The sequence below is a fragment of the Comamonas sp. BIGb0152 genome, from assembly GCF_024809975.1.
GTDB lineage: Bacteria > Pseudomonadota > Gammaproteobacteria > Burkholderiales > Burkholderiaceae_C > Comamonas.
This window is the reverse complement of record NZ_JANUDY010000001.1, coordinates 683,720-706,833: the sequence shown is the minus strand read 5'-3', so window position 1 is coordinate 706,833 and position 23,114 is coordinate 683,720. Positions and strand designations below refer to the sequence as shown.

Annotated in this window: 22 protein-coding genes; 15 read left to right on the top strand and 7 right to left on the bottom strand. The window is 64.0% G+C overall.

The window, feature by feature from the left end:
• Nucleotides 1-4 precede the first annotated feature (4 nt).
• Genes M2375_RS03170 through M2375_RS03140 form a run of 7 tightly spaced genes read right to left on the bottom strand, consistent with a single transcriptional unit; the run spans nucleotide 5 to nucleotide 6,183 of the window.
• On the bottom strand, nucleotides 5-379 hold the full coding sequence (locus M2375_RS03170; RefSeq protein WP_259163874.1) for a hypothetical protein: 375 nt from the start codon (nucleotides 377-379) through the stop codon (nucleotides 5-7).
• A complete protein-coding gene (locus tag M2375_RS03165) occupies nucleotides 369-1,247 on the bottom strand; it encodes a carboxylesterase (protein ID WP_259163872.1) in 879 nt (292 codons plus the stop codon). Before M2375_RS03165 ends, M2375_RS03170 begins: the two co-directional genes overlap by 11 nt.
• The gene (locus tag M2375_RS03160) at nucleotides 1,244-1,954 is read right to left on the bottom strand and encodes an MtnX-like HAD-IB family phosphatase (RefSeq protein WP_259163871.1); all 711 of its coding nucleotides are present in this window, start codon (nucleotides 1,952-1,954) and stop codon (nucleotides 1,244-1,246) included. The genes M2375_RS03165 and M2375_RS03160 overlap by 4 nt, the downstream gene beginning before the upstream one ends.
• The gene (locus M2375_RS03155) at nucleotides 1,947-2,879 is read right to left on the bottom strand and encodes an HlyD family efflux transporter periplasmic adaptor subunit (protein ID WP_259163870.1); all 933 of its coding nucleotides are present in this window, start codon (nucleotides 2,877-2,879) and stop codon (nucleotides 1,947-1,949) included. Before M2375_RS03155 ends, M2375_RS03160 begins: the two co-directional genes overlap by 8 nt.
• A gap of 3 nt (nucleotides 2,880-2,882) precedes the next feature.
• Complete coding sequence (locus tag M2375_RS03150) at nucleotides 2,883-3,605, bottom strand: ABC transporter ATP-binding protein (protein ID WP_259163869.1); 723 nt, start codon at nucleotides 3,603-3,605, stop codon at nucleotides 2,883-2,885.
• An 11-nt stretch (nucleotides 3,606-3,616) separates the two neighbouring features.
• Nucleotides 3,617-4,762: an ABC transporter permease gene (locus M2375_RS03145; RefSeq protein ID WP_259163868.1), complete on the bottom strand. Its 1,146-nt coding sequence runs from the start codon at nucleotides 4,760-4,762 to the stop codon at nucleotides 3,617-3,619.
• Complete coding sequence (locus M2375_RS03140; RefSeq protein WP_259163867.1) at nucleotides 4,759-6,183, bottom strand: TolC family protein; 1,425 nt, start codon at nucleotides 6,181-6,183, stop codon at nucleotides 4,759-4,761. Before M2375_RS03140 ends, M2375_RS03145 begins: the two co-directional genes overlap by 4 nt.
• A 240-nt stretch (nucleotides 6,184-6,423) precedes the next feature.
• Here M2375_RS03140 and M2375_RS03135 point away from each other — a divergent pair, with 240 nt between their 5' ends.
• The 15 genes from M2375_RS03135 (at nucleotide 6,424) to mraY (ending at nucleotide 23,109) form a co-directional block, all read left to right on the top strand.
• On the top strand, nucleotides 6,424-7,149 hold the full coding sequence (locus tag M2375_RS03135) for a response regulator (RefSeq protein ID WP_259163866.1): 726 nt from the start codon (nucleotides 6,424-6,426) through the stop codon (nucleotides 7,147-7,149).
• The gene (locus tag M2375_RS03130) at nucleotides 7,134-8,303 is read left to right on the top strand and encodes a sensor histidine kinase KdpD (protein ID WP_259163865.1); all 1,170 of its coding nucleotides are present in this window, start codon (nucleotides 7,134-7,136) and stop codon (nucleotides 8,301-8,303) included. The genes M2375_RS03135 and M2375_RS03130 overlap by 16 nt, the downstream gene beginning before the upstream one ends.
• 151 nt (nucleotides 8,304-8,454) lie before the next feature.
• Entirely contained in the window at nucleotides 8,455-9,210 is a 756-nt protein-coding gene (locus M2375_RS03125) for an RNA pseudouridine synthase (protein WP_259163863.1), read from the top strand.
• A 319-nt stretch (nucleotides 9,211-9,529) separates the two neighbouring features.
• A complete protein-coding gene (locus M2375_RS03120) occupies nucleotides 9,530-10,639 on the top strand; it encodes a GTP-binding protein (protein ID WP_259163861.1) in 1,110 nt (369 codons plus the stop codon).
• Between the two features lie 273 nt (nucleotides 10,640-10,912).
• Nucleotides 10,913-11,395, top strand: coding sequence for an RNA polymerase-binding protein DksA (gene dksA, locus M2375_RS03115; RefSeq protein ID WP_259163858.1), 483 nt, complete (start codon nucleotides 10,913-10,915; stop codon nucleotides 11,393-11,395).
• A gap of 42 nt (nucleotides 11,396-11,437) precedes the next feature.
• Entirely contained in the window at nucleotides 11,438-13,105 is a 1,668-nt protein-coding gene (locus tag M2375_RS03110; RefSeq protein WP_259163857.1) for a hypothetical protein, read from the top strand.
• A 108-nt stretch (nucleotides 13,106-13,213) separates the two neighbouring features.
• Entirely contained in the window at nucleotides 13,214-13,759 is a 546-nt protein-coding gene (hslV, locus tag M2375_RS03105; protein ID WP_182325545.1) for an ATP-dependent protease subunit HslV, read from the top strand.
• A 93-nt stretch (nucleotides 13,760-13,852) separates the two neighbouring features.
• Entirely contained in the window at nucleotides 13,853-15,169 is a 1,317-nt protein-coding gene (gene hslU / locus M2375_RS03100; RefSeq protein WP_259163856.1) for an ATP-dependent protease ATPase subunit HslU, read from the top strand.
• A 385-nt stretch (nucleotides 15,170-15,554) separates the two neighbouring features.
• Nucleotides 15,555-15,980, top strand: coding sequence for a division/cell wall cluster transcriptional repressor MraZ (gene mraZ, locus M2375_RS03095; protein WP_259163971.1), 426 nt, complete (start codon nucleotides 15,555-15,557; stop codon nucleotides 15,978-15,980).
• A gap of 7 nt (nucleotides 15,981-15,987) precedes the next feature.
• Nucleotides 15,988-16,917 (top strand): 16S rRNA (cytosine(1402)-N(4))-methyltransferase RsmH, encoded by a 930-nt coding sequence (rsmH, locus tag M2375_RS03090; protein ID WP_259163855.1) that lies wholly within the window; start codon nucleotides 15,988-15,990, stop codon nucleotides 16,915-16,917.
• Between the two features lie 43 nt (nucleotides 16,918-16,960).
• Entirely contained in the window at nucleotides 16,961-17,245 is a 285-nt protein-coding gene (ftsL, locus tag M2375_RS03085) for a cell division protein FtsL (RefSeq protein WP_259163970.1), read from the top strand.
• A complete protein-coding gene (locus tag M2375_RS03080) occupies nucleotides 17,242-18,987 on the top strand; it encodes a penicillin-binding protein 2 (protein ID WP_259163854.1) in 1,746 nt (581 codons plus the stop codon). Before ftsL ends, M2375_RS03080 begins: the two co-directional genes overlap by 4 nt.
• The gene (locus M2375_RS03075) at nucleotides 18,984-20,519 is read left to right on the top strand and encodes a UDP-N-acetylmuramoyl-L-alanyl-D-glutamate--2,6-diaminopimelate ligase (protein WP_259163853.1); all 1,536 of its coding nucleotides are present in this window, start codon (nucleotides 18,984-18,986) and stop codon (nucleotides 20,517-20,519) included. The genes M2375_RS03080 and M2375_RS03075 overlap by 4 nt, the downstream gene beginning before the upstream one ends.
• 2 nt (nucleotides 20,520-20,521) lie before the next feature.
• The gene (murF, locus tag M2375_RS03070) at nucleotides 20,522-21,937 is read left to right on the top strand and encodes a UDP-N-acetylmuramoyl-tripeptide--D-alanyl-D-alanine ligase (RefSeq protein ID WP_259163968.1); all 1,416 of its coding nucleotides are present in this window, start codon (nucleotides 20,522-20,524) and stop codon (nucleotides 21,935-21,937) included.
• Nucleotides 21,931-23,109 carry a phospho-N-acetylmuramoyl-pentapeptide-transferase gene (gene mraY / locus M2375_RS03065; RefSeq protein WP_259163852.1) on the top strand — a complete coding sequence of 393 codons (1,179 nt, stop codon included), beginning with the start codon at nucleotides 21,931-21,933 and terminating at the stop codon, nucleotides 23,107-23,109. Before murF ends, mraY begins: the two co-directional genes overlap by 7 nt.
• Nucleotides 23,110-23,114 lie beyond the last annotated feature (5 nt).

The following is a 23,114-nucleotide window of genomic DNA, read 5'->3' as shown; positions in this document are numbered from 1 at the left end:
GCCATCACCCCTTGAGGCCCACCACGGCCACGCCGATGGAGACCAGCACGATGCCCGCTACCCGCATGGGTGCCAGCTTTTCCTGGAAAAAGAGGCGCCCGGCCACCATGATGGCCACGATATTGATGCTGCCCAGCAGCACGCCGTCGGACAGCGGTACCAGCGACAAGAAGGCCAGCCAGGCGATAAATTCAACCACGTAGCAGGCCCCGCCGATCCAGATCCAGGGCCGCGCCATCATGAAGCGCCAGTGCGCCATGCCGGTGGCCGTGCTCGGGGTCTGGCTGGCAGCGGCCTTGAAGGCCAACTGCCCGCCGCTGTCGACCAGCACATTGATCAGCCACAGGCTGATCACCAGGGGCGTGATCTCACTGCCCATATGCGGCCGCCTGTGCTGGCGTGCCGCCAATGCGAACCACAAAGTCATGCACCTTGGCGATCACCGTGCGGCGCTCGCGGTCGATGGTGATCATGTGGTAGCAGTTGTCCAGCAGCACGACCTCGACCTGCGCATGGACCGCGCCGGTGGCAATGTCCTGGGCATTGGAGAGGTGGGAGATATCGTCCTCTCTAGCGTGGATGGCCAGACAGGGGGCACGCAAATCAGGCAGGTGGGCGCGGACATGGGCAGAGAGCCGGCGCAGCTCGATGATGGACCACCAGGGGTTGCCGGGCAGGCCGGCCGCAGCGCTGTCGCCGCTGTGCATTTGTGCGACCACCCTTGCGCGCAAGGCCTCGTCCTTGATGCCATAGGGCGGCGCTTCCATGAACACGCGGTGGCGGCCAATGCCCAACAGGCGAAAAAGCGGCAGTAGAAAGGCCAGCTTGGTGTAGCGCGGAATGCTCCAGCCGTCATAGCGGAAGGTGGTGGACAGCGCCGCCACCCCTGCCACCTGGCGCGGATGCGAGGCGGCCACCGCGAGCGACAGCAAGGCCCCCATCGACAGGCCACCCACCACCACCCGGTCGACATGCGGGGCAAAGCGCAGCAATGCGGACTGCACACTGGCCAGCCAGTCGGTCCAGCGGGTGCGGACCAGGTCCTGCATGCTGCCGCAGTGGCCGGCCAGTTGCACCGCATAGACGGTAAAGCCCTCGCGGTTGAGGCCCTTGGCGAGCAAGCGCATTTCGGCCGGGGTGCCGGTCAGGCCATGCACCAGCAGTACGCCGGTACGCGCGGCGGCGCCGGAGCCCGGCATGACGAATTCATGGGGCGTTAGACACAGCATATCGAGGGCGGAACTCATGCCGCGATCTCCTGCTGCTGCATGAACTGCGTCAGCAAGGGCGTGGCATCGCTGAAGCTGTGAAAAGGCGCATGGGCAATGCCATGGCGCTCGCAGTGGTCGATCAGCCGGTACTTGGCGAACACATAGTCGGCCTGGTGCGAGACGCAGAAATCCGAGCTGCTGTCGCCCACATAGAGTACCCGCGTAGCCTGGGTATGCTGCGCGGCCAGGCGCTCACATTTGCAGTTGCCGCTGGCGCGTTTGCAGTGCGGGCTGGCCCAGGGCGAATCCAGTGCCCAGCGGCGGGTGTCCAACTGCACCAGGCGGTTGGCCACCACCTCCAGGTGGCCCAGGCCGTGGCGCGCCAGCACATGCTGGATGGCGTAGTCGATGCCGTCGCTGACCACTTGCACCTGCAGGCCCAGGGCCTGTGCCGCTTGTGCAAAGCCGGCAAAACCGGGGTCGATGGCAATGCCGTCCAGGTGCGCATCCAGCTCTTGCTGGCTCATGTCCAGCAGCGCCACCTGGCCTTGCATGCAGGCGCGCGAGCCGATGTCGCCCCGCTCCCAGGCGGCTTCCAAGGCGGTCCAGCCGGCCATGCCAAAACGCTGCAGCAAGCTGTCGGTGACATCGACCACGCTGATCGTGCCGTCAAAATCGGACTGGACCATCCAGCCGGCCGCGTTGCGGCAAGCGGGCGCTTGCCAAAGGATGTGTTTATTCATGGAAGCTCACTCTCACGTTCTGGCCCACACGCAGGTTGTCGGGTGGGGCCTCAAATTCCAGCACGCATTCGACGACGCGCAGCGTCCCGCGCTGCGCATCGTCCTGCAACGCCGAGGGCCCAAACATGGGGTTGATGCGCAGCACCCGGGCCTCGGGCAGTGGGGTGGCGCTGTCGTTGTCGAGCACCACCGTGGCGCGCATGCCCTTTTGCACCGCGCCGGCAAAGCTCTCGTTGAGCTCTGCCCGTATGCGCAGCGGGCGCTGCGGCAGCAAACGCATCGTCGCCTGGTTGGTGTGCACCTGGCTGCCGACCTGGGCATGCAGGTGCACCACGGTGGCTGCCTCCGGGGCGCTCAGCTGGTAGAGGCGCTGGCGGTCGCGCAACTGTTGCGTTTTGGCCTGGGCCAGCTGTACCTCGGCCTGCGCTACATCGGCCTCTGATTGCGCATTGCGCAGCGCGGTCTGCGCGTTGTCGACCTCCTGCATGTCAGCGGCGCCATCGCGTGCAGCGGCCTGCAAACGCTTGAGCTGGGTTTGCAGCGCCGGCAGCCTGGCAGCCTGCGCCTTGTGCTTGGCCTGGGCCAGTTGGTGCGCAGACTGGGCCACGGCCAGTTCGGCACGCAGGTCTTGGTCGTTGATTTTCAGCAGCAGCTGGCCGGCCTGCACCTGCTGGCCCTCGCGGACGGCGACCTTCTGCACCGTGCCATCGATGGCGCTGGCCAGGTTCAGCAGGCCGCCATCGACTTCGATTTTTCCTCTGGCGACGGCAACCGGGGAGCGGTTTTGCTGCTGGGTGGCCGTATTGACAGGCGGGCTGTCGGCGGCTGGCGTGCATGCCACCAAGCCCAGCGCTGCCATGCCGATCAGGCCCAGCGCCAGCCATGCATGCGGCGAAGACAAAGGGGTGGGGGAGGTCTTGGTCACGGCTTAGTTCTCTATCACGGTGGGTTGGCGTCGGTCGCGGTACACGGCGCCGTCTTCCATGTCCAGCACCCGGTCGGCGTGGCCGACCAGACGCGGATCGTGGCTGACGCACAGCACGGTGCTGCCGTGGCTGCGTGCAACGCGATGGAGGATGTCGATCACGCGCTGGCCGCTTTCGGCATCCAGCGCGCTGGTCGGCTCGTCGGCAAACAAAAGCTGGGGCGCCTTGGCCAGGGCTCGGGCAATGGCCACGCGTTGCTTCTCGCCGCCAGACAGCTCGGCGGGCCGCATATGGGCGCGGTGGGTGAGGCCGACTTCTTCGAGGGCGTCCTGCGCGCGGCGCAGCGATTCGCTGCGCCGTATGCCCAGGTAGCCCAGCGGCAGTTGCACCTGCTCCAGGGCCGTCAGCGCCGGAAACAGGTTGAAACCCTGGAACACAAAGCCGGTATGCAACAGCCGAAAGCGTTCCATCTCGCGGGGGGGCATGGTCGTCAGGTTCTGGCCCAGGGCGAAGGTCTCACCCTGGTCCGGGGTGAGCAGGCCTGAGAGCAGGGACAGCAAGGTGCTTTTGCCGCAGCCCGAGGGACCGGAGATCAAGGTCAGCTCGCCGGAGTACAAATCCACCGACAGGTCTTGCAGGACCTGGACGCGGATAGCGCCCGAGACATAGGTCTTGCGCAAGCCAACGGCCTGCAGGCTGGGTGGGGAGAGGGCGCTGGTGGGCATGGGCAGGTCTTTCAGCGCAGCAAGGTGGCCGGGTCGGTGCGCAGCAGCACGCGCATGGCACCCAGGCCGGACAACAGGGCCAAGGTGGCGACCAAGGCAGCGCAGGCAAGCACGGCTTGCAGGTTGAGTGCAACAGGCACCCGGTAGATCTGCGCCACCGAGACCAGGGCCAGGCTGGCGATGCTGGTGAGCAGCAGGCCGGCAGCACCGATCCAGCAGGCCTGCTCCACCACAATTCGGCCCAGTGCGGCACGGCTCACGCCCAGGGCATTGAGCACCGCGTATTCGCGCACCGAGCCCGCCACCACGCTTTTGAGCGACTGGCTGGTGACAACGGCGCCCACCAGGCACACGACCACGGCCATGAACAGCACACCTGCGCCGGCGCCGGTATCGAGCATCCAGTAACGCTGCGAACGGTGCGCAAAGGCACTGGCGGTCCAGACCTCGTGTGGGCCAAAACTGCGGGCTTCGCTGCTCAAGCGCTGCTGCACAGTATGGCTGTCGGCGCCTTTGCGCACCCGGGCCAGCAGATAGGTGCTGCCCTGGTTGGGCGAGCTGCCTGCGATCTGGTGGGCGCTCTCCAGCGATGCCAGCACATTGATGCCGCCCAGGCCACGCAGGCCATCGACGGCGGCCACGATCCGCACGCGCTGGTTGTTGATCCAGGCGGTGCCGCCTTCGCTGCTAGCGAGGTTGTCCAGGTCGGCGCGGTCAACAATGACGGCACCGGGTTCGCGCAGCAGCTTGCGCTGCCATGGCGCAATCACGCGGTCGAACATCATGGCGGTATTGCTGGTGGAGATGCCCGAGAGGTAGACCGATACCGCGCCCACGGTCTGGCCAGCGCCCTGGCTGGCACGCCAGTCGCCATCCACCCAGACGAAGGGCTCGACGGCCCGGATATCCGGGTCCGTGCGCAGGCGCATTTCCACATCGGGGCCGATGTTGCGGCCGAAGTTCACGCTTTGTGTGCCGGGGTAGCCCACCCACAGGTCGGCAGAGCTGGCCGTGATGTAAATGGCAGCCGAGCTGAAAATACCCAGCACCAGCGCCGCCTGCATGACCAGCAACACACCGGCAAAGCCCACGGCAAAGACCGAGGGCACAAAGCGGCGCCATTCGTAGACTAGGGTTTTGCGTGCCAGGGCAATCATGGCAGGGGCCCGGTTGCGCCAGGCAGGGCTTGCTGCGGCAGGGGGGCGCCACCCAGGGCCTGGAACAGCGTCACCCAGGCCAGTGCCTGCGCCGCCTGGGCGACGCCTTGCTGGCTTTGCTGCAGCAGCAGCAGGCGGCGCGGCTCCATGGCGTCGAGCTCGCTGGCCAGGCCCAGCTGCTGGCGGCGCTGCAACTGCTGGGCGCGTGTGCGCAGCAAGCTGGTTTGGGTGTCCAGCGACTGCTGGCGTTGCTGCTGGGCGGCCAGGCCCGCCAGCGCGGTTTCCACCTCGGCAATGCCGTCCAGAACGCTTTGCCGGTATGCCTTGACGGCGTTGTTCATCTGCACCTCGTCCGCATCGGCCTGTGCGCGCCTGCGGCCCCAGTCGAGCAGGGGGATGTCGATCACCGGGCCCAGCATGGGCACGTGGTTGGAGCTGGAGCGCCGGTTTTGCGTCAGGTTGTAGGAGTAGAGCAGTGAGCCGCCCAACGCAAAGCGTGGATACAGGGCCGAGTGCGACAGGCCGGCAGCGGCTGCGGCGCGCTGCACACCGGCTTCGGCCGCCAGGATGGCGGGGCGGTGGCGCAGCAGCTCAGCGGGCAGCACCTGCAGGTTCAGCCCGGCGGTGGCGGGCAGCGAGGGCGCCGAGGAGGGGGCCAACCAGGCACCATCGGGTTCGCTGCGGCCCAGCAGCGCGGCCAGTGCATGCGCTGCGCGTGCCTGGTGGTGTTGCAGGTCTGCCTCCTGGCTGCGGCTGCGGGCCAGCTCCAGGCTGGCTTGCTGCACCAGATCGGCGCTGCCGATGTGCTGCTGCACGCGCAGCTGCTGCAGCTGCTGGCGGCGTGCGTCCAGTTGCTGCTGCTGCGTCAGCCAAAAGCGCTGCTGCTGTGCGACACGGATTTCCAGATAGCGCTGCACCACGTTGGCGATCAGCTGGACCTGGGCCGCCTGCAGCTGTGCCTGGGCATTGAGCAGCTGCGCCTGGCCATCGAGCGTGCTCGATTCATAGGCGCCAAACAGGCCGGGGTTCCAGCTCACGTCCAGGCTGGCATGGAAGTAGGAGTCCAGCGCGGCCACGTCTTGCAAGGTCCGCACGCCTGCGCTGACTTCTGGTTTGTAGGCGGCAGTGGCAATGCCCAGCAAAATGCGCTGCGCCTGGAGCCTGCCCAGCGCTTGGGCCAGGTCCAGGTTCTGGGCCAGGGCCTGCTCGACCAGCGCGTTCAGCGCCGGATCGGCCAGCAGCGTCCACCAGCTGGCCAAATCGGCAGCCCGGATGGTGCGCGCATCGACCCCTGCACTGACCGCCTGGCGCCACTGCGCAGGGGTGTCTTGGTCAAGCGGGGGTTGCGGCGGCGTCATGCAGCCGGCCAGCAAAGCAGCAGGGGCAAGCAGCAGCAGTGTTTTGCAGAACAGGGGTTTCACGTGCAATGGAGTCGGTTCAAGGCCGGTGTTGACCGCAGTGGCCAGACCGCATAGGCGGGACAAATATGCGCTTGATTCAAACCCGCCAAGCTTGCGCAAGCTTGCACAAATGATGGAGAAAACATGGAGGCGGCAAGGGCGTGCAACCGGCTGGCAGCACGGTCATAATGGCTTGTTTCAACAGCGTGTGCGCGCCTTTGAGGCTGTGCCGCATGCCCCTATTTTTGGAAGCAGTCCGCGATGAAACTACCCACTCCACCGGTGGCGGTTCCGCTGGTGCTCGTCGTGGAGGATGAGCCGGGAATCGCCACGATTCTTGTCGCCTACCTGGAGCGCGACGGCCTGCGCAGCCTGCATGCGCGCGATGGTGAGCAGGCCGTGCAGCTTTTTCGCCAGCACCAGCCCGATCTGGTGCTGCTCGATATTCACTTGCCTGGCATGGACGGTGTCGATGTGCTGCGCTTTATCCGGGATCAGGGCCAGACGCCGGTGATCATGGTGACCGCGCTGGCCGACGATGTGGACAAGCTGGTGGCTTTGCGCCTGGGGGCGGATGACTATGTGGTCAAGCCTTTTAATCCGGCCGAGGTGGTGGCGCGGGTGCGGGCCGTGTTGCGCCGCAGCCAGCCCAAGGCCGCGTCTGCGCCCATGGCGCCGATCCGGGTCGGGGCGCTGGAGATCAGCCCGGACGCGCACAGCGCCCGCGTGTATGACGCGCAAGGCATGGCCACGCCGCTGCCGCTGACCCTGACCGAATTTCGGCTGCTGGCCCTGCTGGCATCGCAGCCGCGGCGTTGTTTTTCGCGTGCGCAGCTGATCGAGCATTGCTTGCCCGAGAGCGACGCGCTGGAGCGGGTGATTGACTCGCACCTGTCCAAGCTGCGCCGCAAACTGCAGCTGGCAGGCCAGGAGGAGCTGATCGAGACCGTGCGCAGCATTGGGTACCGCCTATGGCCCGGGGACTGAACCGCATCTGGGTGCGCTTTGGCTTCTGGATTGCCGGCACCCTGCTCAGCACCATTGCGCTGCTCAGCGCCTGCGCCTGGGCCTTCAATGCAGTGCAGTACAACCAGTTCTACCAAAGCCTGCCCGAGTCCGTGCGCGTGGAGCTGGACGATCTCATGGACCGGGACATGGACAACAGCCCGCGCGCCATGCAGATCTATGGCGAGTACTGGCGTGGCGAGGTGTTCTTTGGCGAGCAGGTGTCGCTGTTCATTGGCCTGCTGGTCTGCCTGCCGTTTGGCCTGGCCATGGGCTTTTTCGTCTCGCGCTATATCACGCGGCCGCTGGCGTCGATGGTGGAGGTGGCGCAGCGCGTGGCGCATGGGGATTTCAGCTCGACGCGTGTGGTCGAAGAGGGCGCGCATGGGGAGTTGAAGGAGGTGGTGCATACCTTCAATGCCATGATCGATGCGCTGCAAAAACTCAATGCCGAGCGCCAGGCCTCGGCGGCGTCCATCTCGCATGAGCTGCGCACGCCCTTGTCGGTGCTCAAGACCCATTTGCATGCGCTGTGCGATGGCGTTATCGCGCCCAGCGAGCTGGAGTTTAGGCTGCTGCTGGCGCAGACCGAGCATCTGGGCCGCTTGATCGATGATTTGCACACCCTGGCCATGGCCGAGGCCGGTGAAATGTCGCTGCGCAAGGAGCGCCTGAGCCTGGGTGCGCTGGTGCGCGAGAGTCTGCAGGAGCTGCAGCCTCAGTTGCAACTGGCCGAGATGGCGCTGTCGCAGGTGCTGCCTGAGGATGATGCCGTCAGCGCCATCCGCGCCGACCCTTTGCGCATGCGCCAGATCATTGCCAACCTGGTGGGCAATGCCGTGCGCCATGCGGCCAGCGGCCGCTGGCTGGAGGTGGAGGTGCGCCCCATGCGTGATGGGCAAGGGCACATCTGGGTCGAGCTGCTGGTCAGCGATGCCGGGCCGGGCCTGCCGCCGGAGCTGCGCACGCATCCCTTCAGGCGTTTTGCGATGGCGCCGGGCCGCCGCAAAAGAGAGGGCTCGGGGCTGGGGCTGTCCATTGTCCATGCGCTGACCGAACTGCAAGGCGGGGTGGCGTATGCGGAAAGCGCGCCCGGAGGCGGGGCACGGTTTCGCCTGCGTTTTGCACCGGCTTGAGTGCCTGCAGGCAGGCCGTGAAGGGCTGCGGCGGAGCGCAAGCCATGGCAGGCGATTAAAATAGCGTTTGCGCTCTGCGAATGCAGGGCTTTTGCTATTTTTTAAGGAGCGGATGGCGCACTGTCGTGCCAAGCCGCAGATTTGCTGCCCCATGCAAGCTCTAGACCCCCAAGCCATCCGCCTGTCCAAGCGCCTGGCGAGCGACATCGGTTGCTCGCGCGCCGAGGCCGAGCACTACATTGACGCCGGTTTTGTCACGGTGGATGGCCAGGTGCAGGACACACCCGGCGCCCGTGTGCTGCCGGGCCAGGCCGTGGCCTTGCAGCCGGGTGCCCATCTGCGCCCGATCCAGGCCGTTACCTTGTTGCTGCACAAACCCGCAGGCTACAGCCTGCGCCCGGTAGAGCCGGGGCGCGAGGGCGCCAGTGCGCTGGACCTTCTGGTGCCCGCGCATCTGGCGGATGTGGATACGCCCCAGCCGATGGTGCCGGTGGCACGCCATTTTCGCCACCAGCAGTTTGTGCTGCCCATGCCCCGCGCCGCCAGCGGCTTGGTGGTCTACAGCCAGGATGCACGCATCCTCCGCCATCTGACGGAGGATGCCGGTCTGATCGAGCAGGAGTTTCTCGCCGAGGTGCGTGGCCAGATCATCGACGATGGCCTGGCCTTGCTGGCCAATGGCCTGTATATCGACGGTGACCGCCTGCCGCCTCTCAAGGCCAGTTGGCAGAATGAAACCCATTTGCGCTTTGCGCTCAAGCGCGTCGCGCCCGAGTGGTTGGCCAGCATCTGCGCGGCTCTGGGTTTGGAGCTGGTGGGGCTCAAACGCTTGCGGATCGGCCGCATTTCTCTGGGCAAGCTGCCCCAGGGGCAGTGGCGCTATCTGCAAGGGTATGAGCGCTTCTGACATCGCCAGGCATTGGGCTTGCGCAGGCGCATTGCAGCGGCATTCTTGCTGCTTTTTTGATAGCATTCTTTGGCCGCTGGCACAGGGGCTGATCGCTGGCAAGACCAGAGGCAGTCTGCCCTGCAAACCGTGCCACAATAGCCGGCTGTTTGCATGCCAGCAGAATTTACCTGCCGGTGTCTTGATATTGCCTGGCATGGCCTCACATAACGGTGTTTGATACAAAGGCCTGCAATTTGGCTGCAGGGCCGGTGGACGGGCAAGTCTGCGCAGGGCGCGGCTTGTGGCTGCTGCCTTTTGTGTAACTATCAGGGGTTCTATGTCACTCATTCCAGTCACCATCCTCACGGGTTTTTTGGGTTCGGGCAAAACCACGCTGCTCAAGCGTGTGCTGCATGAGTCGCACGGCATGAAGATTGCCGTGATCGAGAACGAGTTCGGTGAAGAGAACATCGACACCGATATCCTCAAGACAGAGTCCAAGGAACAAATTCTGCAGATGAGCAATGGCTGCATCTGCTGCACCATCCGTGAAGACCTGCGTGAAGCGCTGCAGCTGTTGGCCGCCAAACGCCGCAAGGGCCTGGTGGATTTTGAGCGCATCGTGATCGAAACCACCGGCCTGGCAGACCCCGGCCCCGTGGCGCAGACCTTCTTCATGGACGAAGAGATTGCGGAAACCTATTTGATCGACTCGATCATCACCCTGGTGGATGCCAAACACGCGGGCCAGCAGCTCGATACCCGCCAGGAGGCGCGTCGCCAAGTCGGCTTTGCCGACCAGATTTTCCTGTCCAAGACCGACCTGGTGAGCGAGGCCGACAAGGATGCGCTGATCCACCGCCTCAAGCACATGAACCCGCGTGCGCCTATCCGTGCCGTGCATTTTGGCGATGTGCCGCTGAAGGATGTGCTGGATCTGCGTGGCTTCAATCTGAATGCCACCTTGAATATCGATCCCGACTTCCTCAAGGAAGACGAGCACGACCATGGCCATGTTCACGATGAGAACTGCGGTCACGACCATGACCACGGCCATGTGCATGACGAAAACTGCGGCCACGACCATGGCGACGAACACGTGCATGGCGAGCACTGCAACCATCCGCACCACCACCACCATGACGACGATGTGAAAAGCTTTGTCTACCGTGCGGACAAGGCCTTTGACCCGGCCAAGCTGGAAGACTTTTTGGGCGCCATTGTGAACATTTATGGCCCGCGCATGCTGCGCTACAAGGGCGTTCTGGCGATGAAGGGCACCGACCGCAAGGTGATTTTCCAAGGCGTGCACCAGCTGATGGGCAGCGACCTGGGTCCAGAATGGGCCGCTGACGAGCGCCGCCAAAGCAAGATGGTGTTCATCGGCATTGACCTGCCGCAAGACATCTTGCGACAGGGTCTGGACCAGTGCGTCGTGGAGGCCTGATCGGCCGCAAGGTGCAGCCTGGGGGATGGGCTTCGGGAAACCCCGCGTTGCATCTGGGCTGCACGCACTTGTTGGGCCCTATGGATGGCATATACAATCGCGGCCCAAAATGCAGCAAAGCGGGCACGCGCCCAACTTCGCCGATGCGCCCGAGCCCCGATGGGGCTGGGGCCAGTGGATCAGGGGAGCTGGGCCTGTCGGGCTTGGCACCTCTTTTGTAACGAGACGGACATCCGTCGCCTGTAAGAACGGCGCTAGCCAGTCGAGAGAACTATGCCTACCACAACGCCAACTATCCCTAAACGCGACGCTAAGCTGGCCAATGCTTGGAAGTCGAAGACGGTAGACACCCTCACTGACGATGAGGTGCTGTCGATGCCGGAGAGCGAATACATGAACGACATCCAGCTGGCGTTTTTTCGCAAGAAGCTGGTGGAGTTGAAGACCGGTATCCATATGAATGCCGACGCCACGACGGAAAACCTGCGTGAAGATACCGTCGTGGTGCCTGATCCTGCAGACCGCGCTACCATTGAGGAAGAGCATGCACTGGTCTTGCGCACGCGTGACCGGGAGCGTAAGCTTCTGAAGAAGATCGACCAGTCGATCACCCGCATCGATGCGGGCGATTATGGCTACTGCGATGAGACCGGCGAGCCCATTGGCGTGGGTCGTCTGCTGGCCCGTCCAACGGCCACCTTGTCGCTGGAAGCGCAGCAGCGCCGTGAATTGAAACAAAAAATGTTTGGTGATTGAAGCTGAGGCAGCGCACCGGACACGCAAGGGGAGGGAGTAACCATGAGTGAGGCCCACAAGCCAAACAAGGGTTTGTTGTCCAAGGTGGTGCGCTTTGTAACCAAGCCGACCACGCAGTGGTCGGAGTTGGACAAAACGCCGGAGCCGGAGAATCCGGAAGCCCAGTTTTCCAAGCAGGCGCTCAAGGAGATCATGGAGCGCAAGCGCCGCAATGATTTTGTGCGCAAGCTGGAGTTCGACCAACTGCGCAAAATACGGCGTGAAGCCAACAAGTCCAGCACCTCTGGGGTAGATGGCTTGAGCGCGGCCAGCTCAGCGGCGATGCTCGAAGCCGGTGTCGCGCCCGATGGCGCCCAGGCCGCAGCTGGCAAGCCTGCGCATCCTGCGCACACCATCGAGAAGATCAACCAGATCGAGCGCCAGATGTCCAAGCAATGGTGGGCCGGCGATGCCGCCACTGCTGCTGCAGCCAATCAGGCCGCAGCGGCGCAAGCGGCGCCGCAGGAGGCTGCCGCGCCTGTGGCAGCGCCTGCAGAGCCCCTGGTTGCCGAGCCAGCCGTGGCCGCTGCCCCGCCTGCGGCCAGCATGGCCGCCCCCGCGACCTTGCCCCCTGCCGCCTACGATGCGCAGGTGGAGTCGGGGCGCTTTATCCATGACACGGATCTTGAAGAGGCGGCGGTGCTGTTTGCCAATGGCGATGCTGCTGGGGCGGAAGCCTCGCTGCTGGCGCTGGTGCAGCAGCGCAAGGGCGACCTGATGGGGCAGCTGACGATTTGGCTGACCTTGTTTGACCTGTACCGGGCCATGGGCGACCAGACCAAGTTTGATTTCCACGCCATTGAATTTGCCAGCAAATATGGCCGCTCCGCGCCGGTGTGGTTTTCGATGCCGCAAGAGCTGGGCGCCAAGGCCCAGCAAACCGCAGAGGCGCCGGGTGCCGAAACCCGGCTGCTGAACTGGCAGGCACCGCCGGTGCTCAGCGCTGCAGCGCTCAGCGGCTTGCTGGGCAATCTCAAGCGCTTTGCGCCGCCTTGGACCTTGAATTGGTCCCGCGTGACCGAACTGCGCGACGAGGCGGTAGAGCCTTTGCTTGCACAGTTCCGGGCCTGGGCCGAGAGGCCGGAGGTGCGCGTGGTGTTTGTCGGCACTGACCATTTGCTGTCGGTGCTGGAGGCGCTGACGCCCGTGGGTGACAAGCAGGTGGCGCAAGACCGCTGGGCGCTGCGCCTGGCATTGCTGCGCGTGCTGAAGCTGGAGCAGGATTTTGAAGCCGCAGCGCTGGACTACTGCATCACCTACGAAGTCTCTCCGCCGTCCTGGGTGCCGCCCAAGCTGGAGATGAGCAGCGACAGTGCCCGTTCAGGAGCGCCTGTGGCGCACGATTCGGTGCTGGCGCTGGATCTGCCGGAGCGAAAGTCGCTGGTCGCTGAGAGCCCGCAGGCGGTGCTTGAAGGGGTTGTCGAGGGAGATGTGTCTCAGCAGCTCGACACCTTCACGCCCATGGTGGAGCCTGGCCGGGCTTTCACGGTGCGCTGCGATCGGCTGATGCGCATCGACTTTGTCGCTGCCGGATCGGTGCTGAACTGGGTGGCCGAATGCCAGCAAAAAAATGTTCTGGTGCGCTTTGGCAACCTGCACCGGCTCAATGCGGTGTTTTTCAACCTGATCGGCATCAACGAGCACTCCATCGTCAACCAGCGCGAAAACTGATGCTGGCAGCGGTGTTGGGCGAAAACGCACCCCCGGGTGCGTTTTTTTCCGTCTGCCGCGCTGCCGGTGCCTTGGAAAACGGCCTCCCGGCTCTATATAGGCAGGACTATGGAACAGTATCACGGCACAACCATCCTCAGCGTGCGGCGCGAAACCCCGCAGGGCATCCAGGTCGCCATCGGCGGCGACGGCCAGGTCACGCTTGGCAACATTGTGGTCAAGGGCACTGCACGCAAGGTGCGCAAGCTCTATGGCGGCAAAGTGCTGGCGGGCTTCGCTGGCGCCACGGCCGATGCCTTTACTTTGTTTGAACGCTTCGAGGCCAAGCTGGACAAGCACCAAGGCCATTTGACCCGCGCAGCCATCGAGTTGACCAAGGACTGGCGCACCGACCGGGTGCTGCGCCGCCTTGAAGCCATGCTGGCCGTCGCTGACCATTCAGCCTCGCTGATCATCACTGGCAATGGGGATGTGCTGGAGCCCGAGCAGGGCATTGTGTCGATTGGATCGGGCGGGGCCTATGCGCATTCCGCCGCCAAGGCGCTGCTGAACAACACCGAGCTGTCGGCAGAAGACGTGGTGCGCAAGTCGCTGGCGATCGCCGGCGAGCTGTGTATCTACACCAATATGCACCACACCATCGAGACCTTGTAGGCGCGGCTGGCCCCCCTGTGTACAGACCTATCCTCCTCGATTGATCGACAGCAGCGCCCGCACCTCGCTGGCGCTAACCCGGATTTTTGCTTTATGTCCTCGATGACGCCCCAGGAAATTGTTTCTGAACTCGACAACCATATCGTTGGCCAGGCCAACGCCAAGCGCGCTGTAGCGATAGCGCTGCGCAACCGCTGGCGCCGCCAGCAGGTCGCTGATGGCCTGCGCCAGGAAATCACGCCCAAGAACATTCTGATGATTGGCCCCACCGGCGTCGGCAAGACCGAGATCGCACGCCGCCTGGCCAAGCTGGCCGATGCGCCCTTCATCAAGGTGGAGGCGACCAAGTTCACCGAGGTTGGCTATGTGGGCAAGGATGTGGATGCCATCATCCGCGACCTGGCCGAAGTGGCCGTCAAGCAGACCCGCGCAGCGGATGTGAAAAAGCTGCGCGCCCGGGCGGAAGATGCGGCAGAAGAGCGCATTCTGGATGCGTTGCTGCCACCGGCCCGCACTGGCGAGGCGGCGCCCGATACCGGCACGCGCCAGGTCTTCCGCAAAAAGCTGCGCCAGGGCGAGCTGAGCGACAAGGAGATCGAGATCGATGTGGCCGAAGCCAAGCCCCAGATCGAGATTACCGGCCCCCAGGGCATGGAAGAGATGGCCGAGCAGTTGCGCGGCATGTTCAGCCAAATGGGCCAGGAAAAGCGCAAGGTCCGCAAGCTCAAGATCAGCGAAGCGCTGCAGCTCATCACCGATGAAGAGGCTGCCAAGCTGGTCAACGAGGACGATGTCAAATCCCGCGCCATCGAGAATCTGGAGCAAAACGGCATTGTCTTCATCGACGAGATCGACAAGGTCGCTACGCGCCAGGAAACCAGCGGCAGCGATGTCTCGCGCCAAGGGGTTCAGCGCGATCTGCTGCCCTTGGTCGAGGGCACTTCCGTGTCCACCAAGTACGGCATTGTGAAGACCGACCATATTCTGTTCATTGCCTCGGGCGCGTTTCACCTGGCCAAGCCCAGCGACCTGATTCCCGAGCTGCAGGGGCGTTTCCCCATCCGGGTGGAGCTGGGTTCGCTGTCGGTGCAGGATTTCGAGGCGATTCTGACGCAGACCCATGCCTCTTTGATCAAGCAGTACGAGGCCTTGTTGGCCACCGAAGGTGTGAAGCTGCAGTTTGAAGCCGAAGGCATTACGCGCCTGGCCCGTATCGCCTTTGACGTCAACGAGCGCACCGAGAACATCGGCGCACGCCGCCTGGCGACGGTGATGGAGCGCCTGCTTGAAGAGATCAGCTTTGATGCGACCAAGCTGGACGGGCAGACCGTGGTCATTGATGCCGCCTATGTGGATAAGCGGCTCCAGTCGCTGAGCCAGAACGAGGATTTGTCGCGCTACATTCTGTAGCATTCAGAGCGGGCTTCGGCCAGCCTGCGCCCCGTGCCCGCCCCAGTTGGCGGGCACTTGCTTTTGGGACAGGCACCACTTGCAGCCCACCGTTCTAGGGACTGCATTTGTAACAGATGACATGGAATTTCATATCCCCTATCGTCGGTGGATAGCTCAGAGTCTGGATATAGAGGTGATTGTAAGTACCTATCAAATAAGAAGAATTTCGTAGCGGTTTTTACGTGAAGTACGTTATAAGTTATTGATTTACTTGTATTTTCATTGCAAATCATTGTGTTGAAGTGTGGCGCCATCTGGAATTCCTGATACAGTGGGGAAAAGTGCAGTTTTGTGGGAAAAAGTGCACTTGTCTTCCTCCGAAACCTCAACCAGAGTCCACGCCGTGTTTCAAGGAGCTTCCTCACTCAGTCTTGATGCCAAGGGGCGGTTATCGATACCGACCCGGCATCGCGACGCGCTGACGAAGCCGGGGGCGACCTTGACCATCACCCGCCATCCCCATGGTTGCCTGATGATTTTTCCGCAGGATGCCTGGGCGCTCTTCAGCGCCCGCATGGCGCAGGTCAAGATGGGTGAGCAAGTGCTCAAACGCATATTTTTGGGCAGTGCCATGGATGTGGAGATGGATGGCACGGGCCGTGTGCTGGTGTCGCCCGAGTTGCGCGCTGCCGCCAACATCAGCAAGGATGCCATCCTGATGGGGATGGGCAGCCATTTTGAATTGTGGGACAAGGCGACCTATGAGAAGCAGGAGGCGGAAGCCCTGCAGAATCTGCCGCCCGATGCCCTGGATAACTTTGCATTCTGAGGTGCATGTGGAAACCAATAACTACCTGCACACCACGGTCCTGCTGAACGAGGCCGTTGACGCACTTTTACAGACGGCGGTAGAGACCGAGCCGGTCTTTGTGGATGGGACATTTGGCCGAGGCGGGCACTCCCGCTTGGTGCTGTCCAAGATGCCGGCCCAGGGCCGGCTCATTGCTTTTGACAAGGATGTCGAGGCGATTGCCGAGGCGGGCAAGATCGCCGATCCCCGTTTTTCCATTCGCCATGAGGGCTTTAGCCACATGGCGCAATTGCCCGCTGCTTCGGTGGCGGGCGTATTGCTGGATCTGGGGGTCAGCTCCCCGCAGATTGACAGTCCCGAGCGCGGTTTCAGCTTCCGCTTCGTTGGCCCGCTCGATATGCGCATGGATACCACCCGGGGCCAAAGCGTGGCCGAGTGGTTGCAAGAGGCGGAAACACAGCAAATAGCGGAGGTGATACGTGACTTCGGTGAAGAACGGTTTGCTGGGCCCATTGCAAAGGCGATTGTTGCGCGGCGGGAGGCTGGCTCGCCAGTCGCCACCACTGCCGATCTGGCCGAGCTCGTGGCTGGCGCAGTCAAGACCCGCGAGGCTGGGCAAAACCCTGCCACGCGGACATTCCAGGCTCTTCGGATTTTCATTAATGCCGAGCTTGAAGAGCTCGAGCAGGCGCTAGAGGCCAGCTTGCGGGTGCTGGCACCCGGTGGCCGCTTGGTGGTGATCAGCTTCCATTCGCTGGAAGACCGCATTGTCAAGCAGTTCATTGCCAAGCATTCCAAAGAAGTGTTCGACCGGCGCGCGCCCTTTGCAGCGCCCAAGCCCATGCTGCTCAAGGCATTGGAGCGCAGCAAGCCCAGTGAGGCCGAGGTAGCGGCCAACCCACGCGCCCGCAGCGCGGTGATGCGGGTGGCTGAGCGTACCGAGGTGGCAGCATGAGGGCCTGCGGTCTGGCCGTGCGAACCCACAGGGGGTGGCTGTGCTGCTGCGCCTGAACATCCTGCTGCTCCTGGTGACCATCGTCAGCGCCATGGCGCTGGTGCAGTCGCAGTACGAATCGCGCAAGCTGTTTACCGAGCTGGACCGTGCGCTGGCCGAGTCGCGCCAGCTGGAGACGGACCACCAGCGCCTGCAGGTGGAAAAGCGGGCCCAGGCCACGCCGCTGCGGCTGGAGCAACTGGCGCGTGACAAATGGGCCATGCAGACGGCGACCCCGGCGGTCACCGTGTATGTGGCCGAGCCCGGCGCGGGAGTGGCTGCACCATGAGCAAGGACATGCGCTACTCCACCAGCCCACTGCTGGCTGAGCGCACGCCGATGTGGCGCAGCCGCTTCATCATGATTGGTCTGGCCTTGGCGTTCACGGGTCTGATTGGCCGCGCCGCCTATGTGCAGGTCATCGGCAACGATTTCTTCCTGCGCCAGGGCGAGGTACGCTTTGCCCGCACGATTGAATTGCCCGCCAACCGGGGCCGCATTCTGGACCGCAATGGTTTGATTCTGGCCTCCAGCGTGCCGGCCGCCAGCATCTGGGCGATTCCGGAAGATGTGGACCAGGACGACCCGGCGATCAAGGGCAAGCTGGCAGAGATCTCCAAATTAATAGGCATGCCCAAGGCCCAGTTTGACGCCAAGCTGGCCGACGAGGACAAGTCCTTTGTCTGGATCAAGCGCCAGCTCGATTGGGATATTGGGCAGAAGATCAAGGCGCTGGATGTCAAGGGCATCTACCTGCGCAAAGAGTACAAGCGCCAGTACCCCGAAGGTGAATCAGCAGCCCACGTCGTGGGCTTTACCAATGTGGAAGACCAGGGCCAGGAAGGCATGGAGCTGGCCTTCAACACCGAGCTGGGCGGCAAGGCCGGCTCGCGCCGCGTGATCAAGGACCGCCTGGGCCGCATCGTTGAAGGCGTGGGCGTGGAGACGCCGCCGCAAGAGGGCCAGGATATCCAGCTGTCCATCGACAGCAAGGTGCAGTTCTTCGCTTACCAAAAGCTGCGCGACCAGGTCGCGGCCTTCAAGGCCAAGGCCGGCAGCGTGGTGGTGATGGATGCCCACACCGGCGAAGTGCTGGCGCTGGCCAACTACCCCAGCTACGACCCGAACAACCGCTCGCGCCTGACGGGCGAGCAGCTGCGCAACCGCGCCATCACCGATACCTTCGAGCCCGGCTCGACGATGAAGCCCATCACGGTGGGCACGGCGCTGGAGCTGGGCCGGGTCAAGAACAACACCATCATCGACACCACGCCAGGCCGCTATGCGATTGGCGGCTTCACCATCAGCGACACCCACAACTATGGCGCATTGACGGTGGACGGCGTGATCCAGAAGTCCAGCAACGTGGGCGCGCTCAAGGTGGCGCAAAAGATGTCGGCGCAAGAGATGTGGAACGTGCACTCGGCGCTGGGCTATGGCCAAAAGCCCCAGATCGCCTTCCCCGGTGCGGCCAGCGGCCGTCTGCGCCCCTGGAAGAGCTGGAAGCCCGTCGAGCAGGCCACCATCTCTTACGGCTATGGCCTGTCGGCATCCTTGTTCCAGATGGCGCGCTCCTATACCGTGTTCTCGAACGACGGCAATGTGATCCCCGCGACCATGCTCAAGCGCAGCGGCCGCCCAGCGGGCACACCGGTGTTCTCCAAGAAGACGGCCGAGCTGGTGCGCCACATGCTGTGGCTGGCAGCCGGCCCGGGCGGTACCGGCCAAAAGGCGCAGACCGTGGGCTACTCCATTGGCGGCAAGTCGGGCACGGCGCGCAAGCAGCAGGGCCGTGGCTATGCCGCAGGCAAGTACCGCGCCTGGTTCACCGGCATTGCGCCGATTGAGAACCCGCGCATCATCGTCGCCGTGATGGTCGACGAGCCCAGCCAGGGCAGTTTTTACGGCGGTACCGTCGCCGGCCCGGTGTTCAGCGAAGTGGTGCAGCAGACCTTGCGCCTGATGGGCGTACAGCCCGATATGTCGGTCAAGCCGCAGATCGTGGCCAACGATGTGGAGGAGCCGCTATGAGCGCCACCACCCCTGTGACCACCGTGCACAGCAGCGCCGCAGCCGTTGAATGGCTGCGCGAGCGGGTATGGAGCGGCAACCTGCAAACAGACAGCCGCCAGGTGCAAGCCGGCGATGCCTTCATTGCCTGGCCTGGCGGCGTCAACGACGGCCGTGCCTATGTGGCGCAAGCCGTGCAGCGCGGCGCTGCCGCCTGCCTGGTGGAGCAAGCCGGTCTGGAGCAGTTTGATGTGCAAGGCATGCCCGTAGCGGCCATGCCCGATTTAAAGGCCGCCACTGGCCCGATTGCCAGTGCCTGGTTGGGCCAGCCCAGCGAGCAGCTCGATGTGCTGGCCGTGACCGGCACCAATGGCAAGACCAGTATCAGCTGGTGGCTGGCCCAGGCGGTGAGCCATCTCTGCGAAGCCGGAGTTTTGCAACACCGGGGCTGCGCCATGGTGGGCACCTTGGGCGTGGGTATTCCGCCCAAGCAGCTGGATGCGACGGGCATGACCACGCCGGATCCGGTGCTGCTGCAGCGCGCCTTCCGCCGCTTTGCCGATGCCGGCTACGGCGCTTGCGCCATCGAGGCCTCGTCCATCGGCATTGCCGAGCACCGCCTGGCGGGCACCCGCATCCGACTGGCGATCTTCACCAATTTCAGCCAGGACCACCTGGACTACCACGGCAGCATGGATGCCTACTGGGCCGCCAAAGAGGCGCTGTTCCAGTGGCCTGGCCTGCAGTCCGCCGTGGTCAATCTGGACGATGCCCGGGGCGCGGCCTTGGCGGCATCGCTGGCCGGTGGCGCGCTGGATCTGTGGACCGTCTCCGTGGACAGCGCCGCGCAGGCCCGTCTGTCTGCCCAGGCCATCCGCGCGGGCGAGCGTGGGCTGGTGTTTGAGGTGGTGGAGGCCGGCGCCGCGCATGCTGCCGTGACCTTGCACAGCCAGGTGATTGGCCAGTACAACGTGCTCAATCTGCTGCAGGTCATCGCTAGCCTGCGCGTGCTGGGCGCCAGCTTGCAGCAGGCGGCCCAAGCCTGCGCGGTGCTGGCAGCGGTGCCTGGCCGCATGGAGCAAGTGGCACAAGCCGATGCACCTTTGGTGGCCATTGATTACGCCCACACCCCTGATGCGCTGGACAAGGCCTTGCAGGCCCTGCGGCCCCTGGCCCAGCAGCGCGGCGGCAAGCTGTGGTGCGTGTTTGGCTGCGGTGGCAACCGCGATGCCGGCAAGCGCCCGCTGATGGGCCGCATTGCCCAGGCCGGCGCCGACGCTGTGATCGTGACCAGCGACAACCCGCGCGGCGAGCAGCCCCAGGCCATCATCGACGACATTCTGCGTGGCATGACCCCCGATGCGCATTGGCAGGTACAGGCCGAGCGGGCAGTGGCCATCGAAGAGGCGGTGCTGCGCGCGGCCAGCCAGGATGTGATTTTGCTGGCCGGAAAAGGCCATGAGGACTACCAGGAAGTGGCTGGCGTGAAGCTGCCCTTCCTCGATGCCGCGCAGGCCCATGCTGCGCTGGCCAAGCGGAAAGAACGACTATGAGCATGATGACCCTGCAGCAGGCGCTGGGCTTCATTGGGCCCCTTGTCCCCCAGGCCCGGCTGGTGGGGGAGGGTGCAGTGCCTTTGCTGCGTGTGCATTCGGATTCGCGCAGCTTGCAGGCGGGCGATTTGTTTGTGGCGCTCAAGGGTGAGCGCTTTGATGCCAACCAGTTTCTGGCCCAGGCCCAGGCAGCAGGTGCAGCGGCCGCGCTGTGCCATGCCGACCCCGCAGCTGCCGGCCTGCCCGGCATTGTGGTGCCCGACAGCTTGGCTGCGCTGGGCGCGCTGGCCACCGGTTGGCGCGCGCAGTTCCAGCTGCCGCTGATTGCGGTGACGGGCAGCAATGGCAAGACCACGGTGACCCAGATGCTGGCCTCCATCTTGCGGGCCCATGTCGGCGACGCTGCCTTTGCCACCCGGGGCAATTTGAATAACGAGATCGGCGTGCCTTTGACCTTGCTGGGCCTGACGGCAGCGCACCGCGCAGCCGTCGTGGAGCTGGGCATGAACCACCCCGGCGAAATCGCCGTGCTGGCCGCCATGGCGCAGCCCCAGGTGGCCCTGGTCAACAACGCCCAGCGCGAGCACCAGGAGTTCATGCACACGGTCGAGGCCGTGGCGCTGGAAAACGGCAGCGTGCTGTCGGCCCTGCCGGCCGATGGTGTGGCCGTGTTCCCCGCAGGCGATGTCTATACCCCCTTGTGGCAAGGGCTGGCCGCAGGCCGGGCCACTTGCCTGTTTGGCGAGCAGGCCGATGGTGCGCAGGCCTTTGCCAGTGGCGTGGTCTGGCGCGAAGGCGCCTGGCACCTCCAGCTGCACCTGCCTGGTGGCGAGGCCGCCGTGGTGCTGCAGATTGCCGGCCGCCACAATGTGCGCAATGCCTTGGCGGCCGCCGCATCGGCCCACGCGGCCGGTGTGCCGCTGGCAGCGATTGCCCAGGGCCTGTCGGCGTTTGAGCCGGTCAAAGGCCGCTCGCGCGCGCTGTCCATGGCGGTGGCCGGTCATAGCCTGACGGTGGTCGATGACAGCTACAACGCCAACCCCGATTCGGTGCAAGCCGCCATTGCGGTGCTGGCCGAGCTGCCAGCTGCCCGGCTGTTGGTGCTGGGCGATATGGGCGAGGTAGGAGACCAGGGCCCTCAGTTCCATGCCGAGGCCGGCGCGCTGGCCCGGCAGCAAGGCATCAGCCAGCTGTTTACCCTGGGCCCGCAAAGCGGGTTTGCCGCAGAGGCCTTTGGCGCTGGGGCTCAACATTTCGAGAGCATGCCTGCCTTGCAGGATGCGGTGTGCAAGCTGATGCCTCAACTAGGCAGTGTGTTGGTCAAAGGTTCGCGGTTCATGAAGATGGAGCAAGTGGTGCAGGCGATGCAGTCGTGCGCAGACAAGGGGCTGAGCGCCCGTGAGGAGGCCGCATGCTGATTGTGCTCGCCAGCTGGTTGCAAAGCCTCTCGCCAGAGTTTGGCTTTTTGCGCATTTTCCAGTACCTCACCTTCCGCGCCGTGATGGCCGCGATGACGGCGCTGGTGATTGGCCTGGTGGCCGGTCCCAAGGTGATCCGCACCTTGTCAGCCCTGAAGATTGGCCAGCCCATCCGAGGCTATGCCATGGAAAGCCATCTGAGCAAAAGCGGCACGCCCACGATGGGTGGGGTGCTGATCTTGCTGGCCATCACCATCTCGACGGTGCTCTGGTTTGACCTGTCCAACCGCTTTGTCTGGATCGTGCTGATTGTGACCTGGGGCTTTGGTGCCATTGGCTGGGTCGATGACTGGCGCAAGGTGGTCAACAAGGACCCCGAGGGCATGCGTTCGCGCGAAAAGTATTTCTGGCAGTCGGTCGTTGGCCTGGCCGCCGCACTGGCGCTGGTGTTTTGCATCTCGGAAAACACCAATGCCGAGGTCTGGAGCCTGTTTGTCAGCTGGGTGCAATCGGGCTTCTCGCTGGATCTGCCTCCCAATGCCGGCCTGATGGTGCCCTTTTTCAAGCAGGTGAACTACCCGCTGGGCGTGCTGGGCTTTGTGATCCTGACCTACCTGGTCATCGTGGGTGCCAGCAATGCCGTGAACCTCACCGATGGGCTCGATGGCTTGGCCATCATGCCCGTGGTGATGGTGGGCTCGGCCCTGGGCGTGTTTGCCTATGTCACGGGCAGCGTCAATTTCTCGCGCTACCTGCTCTTCCCGCACATTGGTGGCACCGGTGAATTGCTGATTTTTTGCTGCGCCATGACGGGCGCAGGCCTGGCTTTTCTGTGGTTCAACACCCATCCGGCCCAGGTCTTCATGGGCGACGTGGGCGCGCTGGCTTTGGGCGGCGCACTGGGCACCATTGCCGTCATCGTGCGCCAGGAGATTGTGCTGGCCATCATGGGCGGCATCTTTGTGGCCGAGGCTGTGTCGGTGATGCTGCAGGTGGTCTGGTTCAAGTACACCAAGAAGCGCTACGGCGAAGGCCGGCGCTTGCTGAAGATGGCCCCCTTGCACCACCACTTCGAGAAAAGCGGCTGGCGCGAAACCCAGGTGGTCGTGCGCTTCTGGATCATCACCATGCTGCTGTGCCTGGTCGGTCTGTCTACCTTGAAGCTGAGGTAAACACC

Excerpts from the sequence above, each read along its gene's own strand:
- M2375_RS03170 (WP_259163874.1), bottom strand. The coding sequence starts at position 379 with ATGGGCAGTGAGATCACGCCCCTGGTGATCAGCCTGTGGCTGATCAAT.
- M2375_RS03165 (WP_259163872.1), bottom strand. The coding sequence starts at position 1,247 with ATGAGTTCCGCCCTCGATATGCTGTGTCTAACGCCCCATGAATTCGTC.
- M2375_RS03160 (WP_259163871.1), bottom strand. The coding sequence starts at position 1,954 with ATGAATAAACACATCCTTTGGCAAGCGCCCGCTTGCCGCAACGCGGCC.
- M2375_RS03150 (WP_259163869.1), bottom strand. The coding sequence starts at position 3,605 with ATGCCCACCAGCGCCCTCTCCCCACCCAGCCTGCAGGCCGTTGGCTTG.
- M2375_RS03145 (WP_259163868.1), bottom strand. The coding sequence starts at position 4,762 with ATGATTGCCCTGGCACGCAAAACCCTAGTCTACGAATGGCGCCGCTTT.
- M2375_RS03135 (WP_259163866.1), top strand. The coding sequence starts at position 6,424 with ATGAAACTACCCACTCCACCGGTGGCGGTTCCGCTGGTGCTCGTCGTG.
- M2375_RS03130 (WP_259163865.1), top strand. The coding sequence starts at position 7,134 with ATGGCCCGGGGACTGAACCGCATCTGGGTGCGCTTTGGCTTCTGGATT.
- M2375_RS03125 (WP_259163863.1), top strand. The coding sequence starts at position 8,455 with ATGCAAGCTCTAGACCCCCAAGCCATCCGCCTGTCCAAGCGCCTGGCG.
- M2375_RS03120 (WP_259163861.1), top strand. The coding sequence starts at position 9,530 with ATGTCACTCATTCCAGTCACCATCCTCACGGGTTTTTTGGGTTCGGGC.
- dksA (WP_259163858.1), top strand. The coding sequence starts at position 10,913 with ATGCCTACCACAACGCCAACTATCCCTAAACGCGACGCTAAGCTGGCC.
- M2375_RS03110 (WP_259163857.1), top strand. The coding sequence starts at position 11,438 with ATGAGTGAGGCCCACAAGCCAAACAAGGGTTTGTTGTCCAAGGTGGTG.
- hslV (WP_182325545.1), top strand. The coding sequence starts at position 13,214 with ATGGAACAGTATCACGGCACAACCATCCTCAGCGTGCGGCGCGAAACC.
- hslU (WP_259163856.1), top strand. The coding sequence starts at position 13,853 with ATGTCCTCGATGACGCCCCAGGAAATTGTTTCTGAACTCGACAACCAT.
- M2375_RS03080 (WP_259163854.1), top strand. The coding sequence starts at position 17,242 with ATGAGCAAGGACATGCGCTACTCCACCAGCCCACTGCTGGCTGAGCGC.
- M2375_RS03075 (WP_259163853.1), top strand. The coding sequence starts at position 18,984 with ATGAGCGCCACCACCCCTGTGACCACCGTGCACAGCAGCGCCGCAGCC.
- murF (WP_259163968.1), top strand. The coding sequence starts at position 20,522 with ATGATGACCCTGCAGCAGGCGCTGGGCTTCATTGGGCCCCTTGTCCCC.
- mraY (WP_259163852.1), top strand. The coding sequence starts at position 21,931 with ATGCTGATTGTGCTCGCCAGCTGGTTGCAAAGCCTCTCGCCAGAGTTT.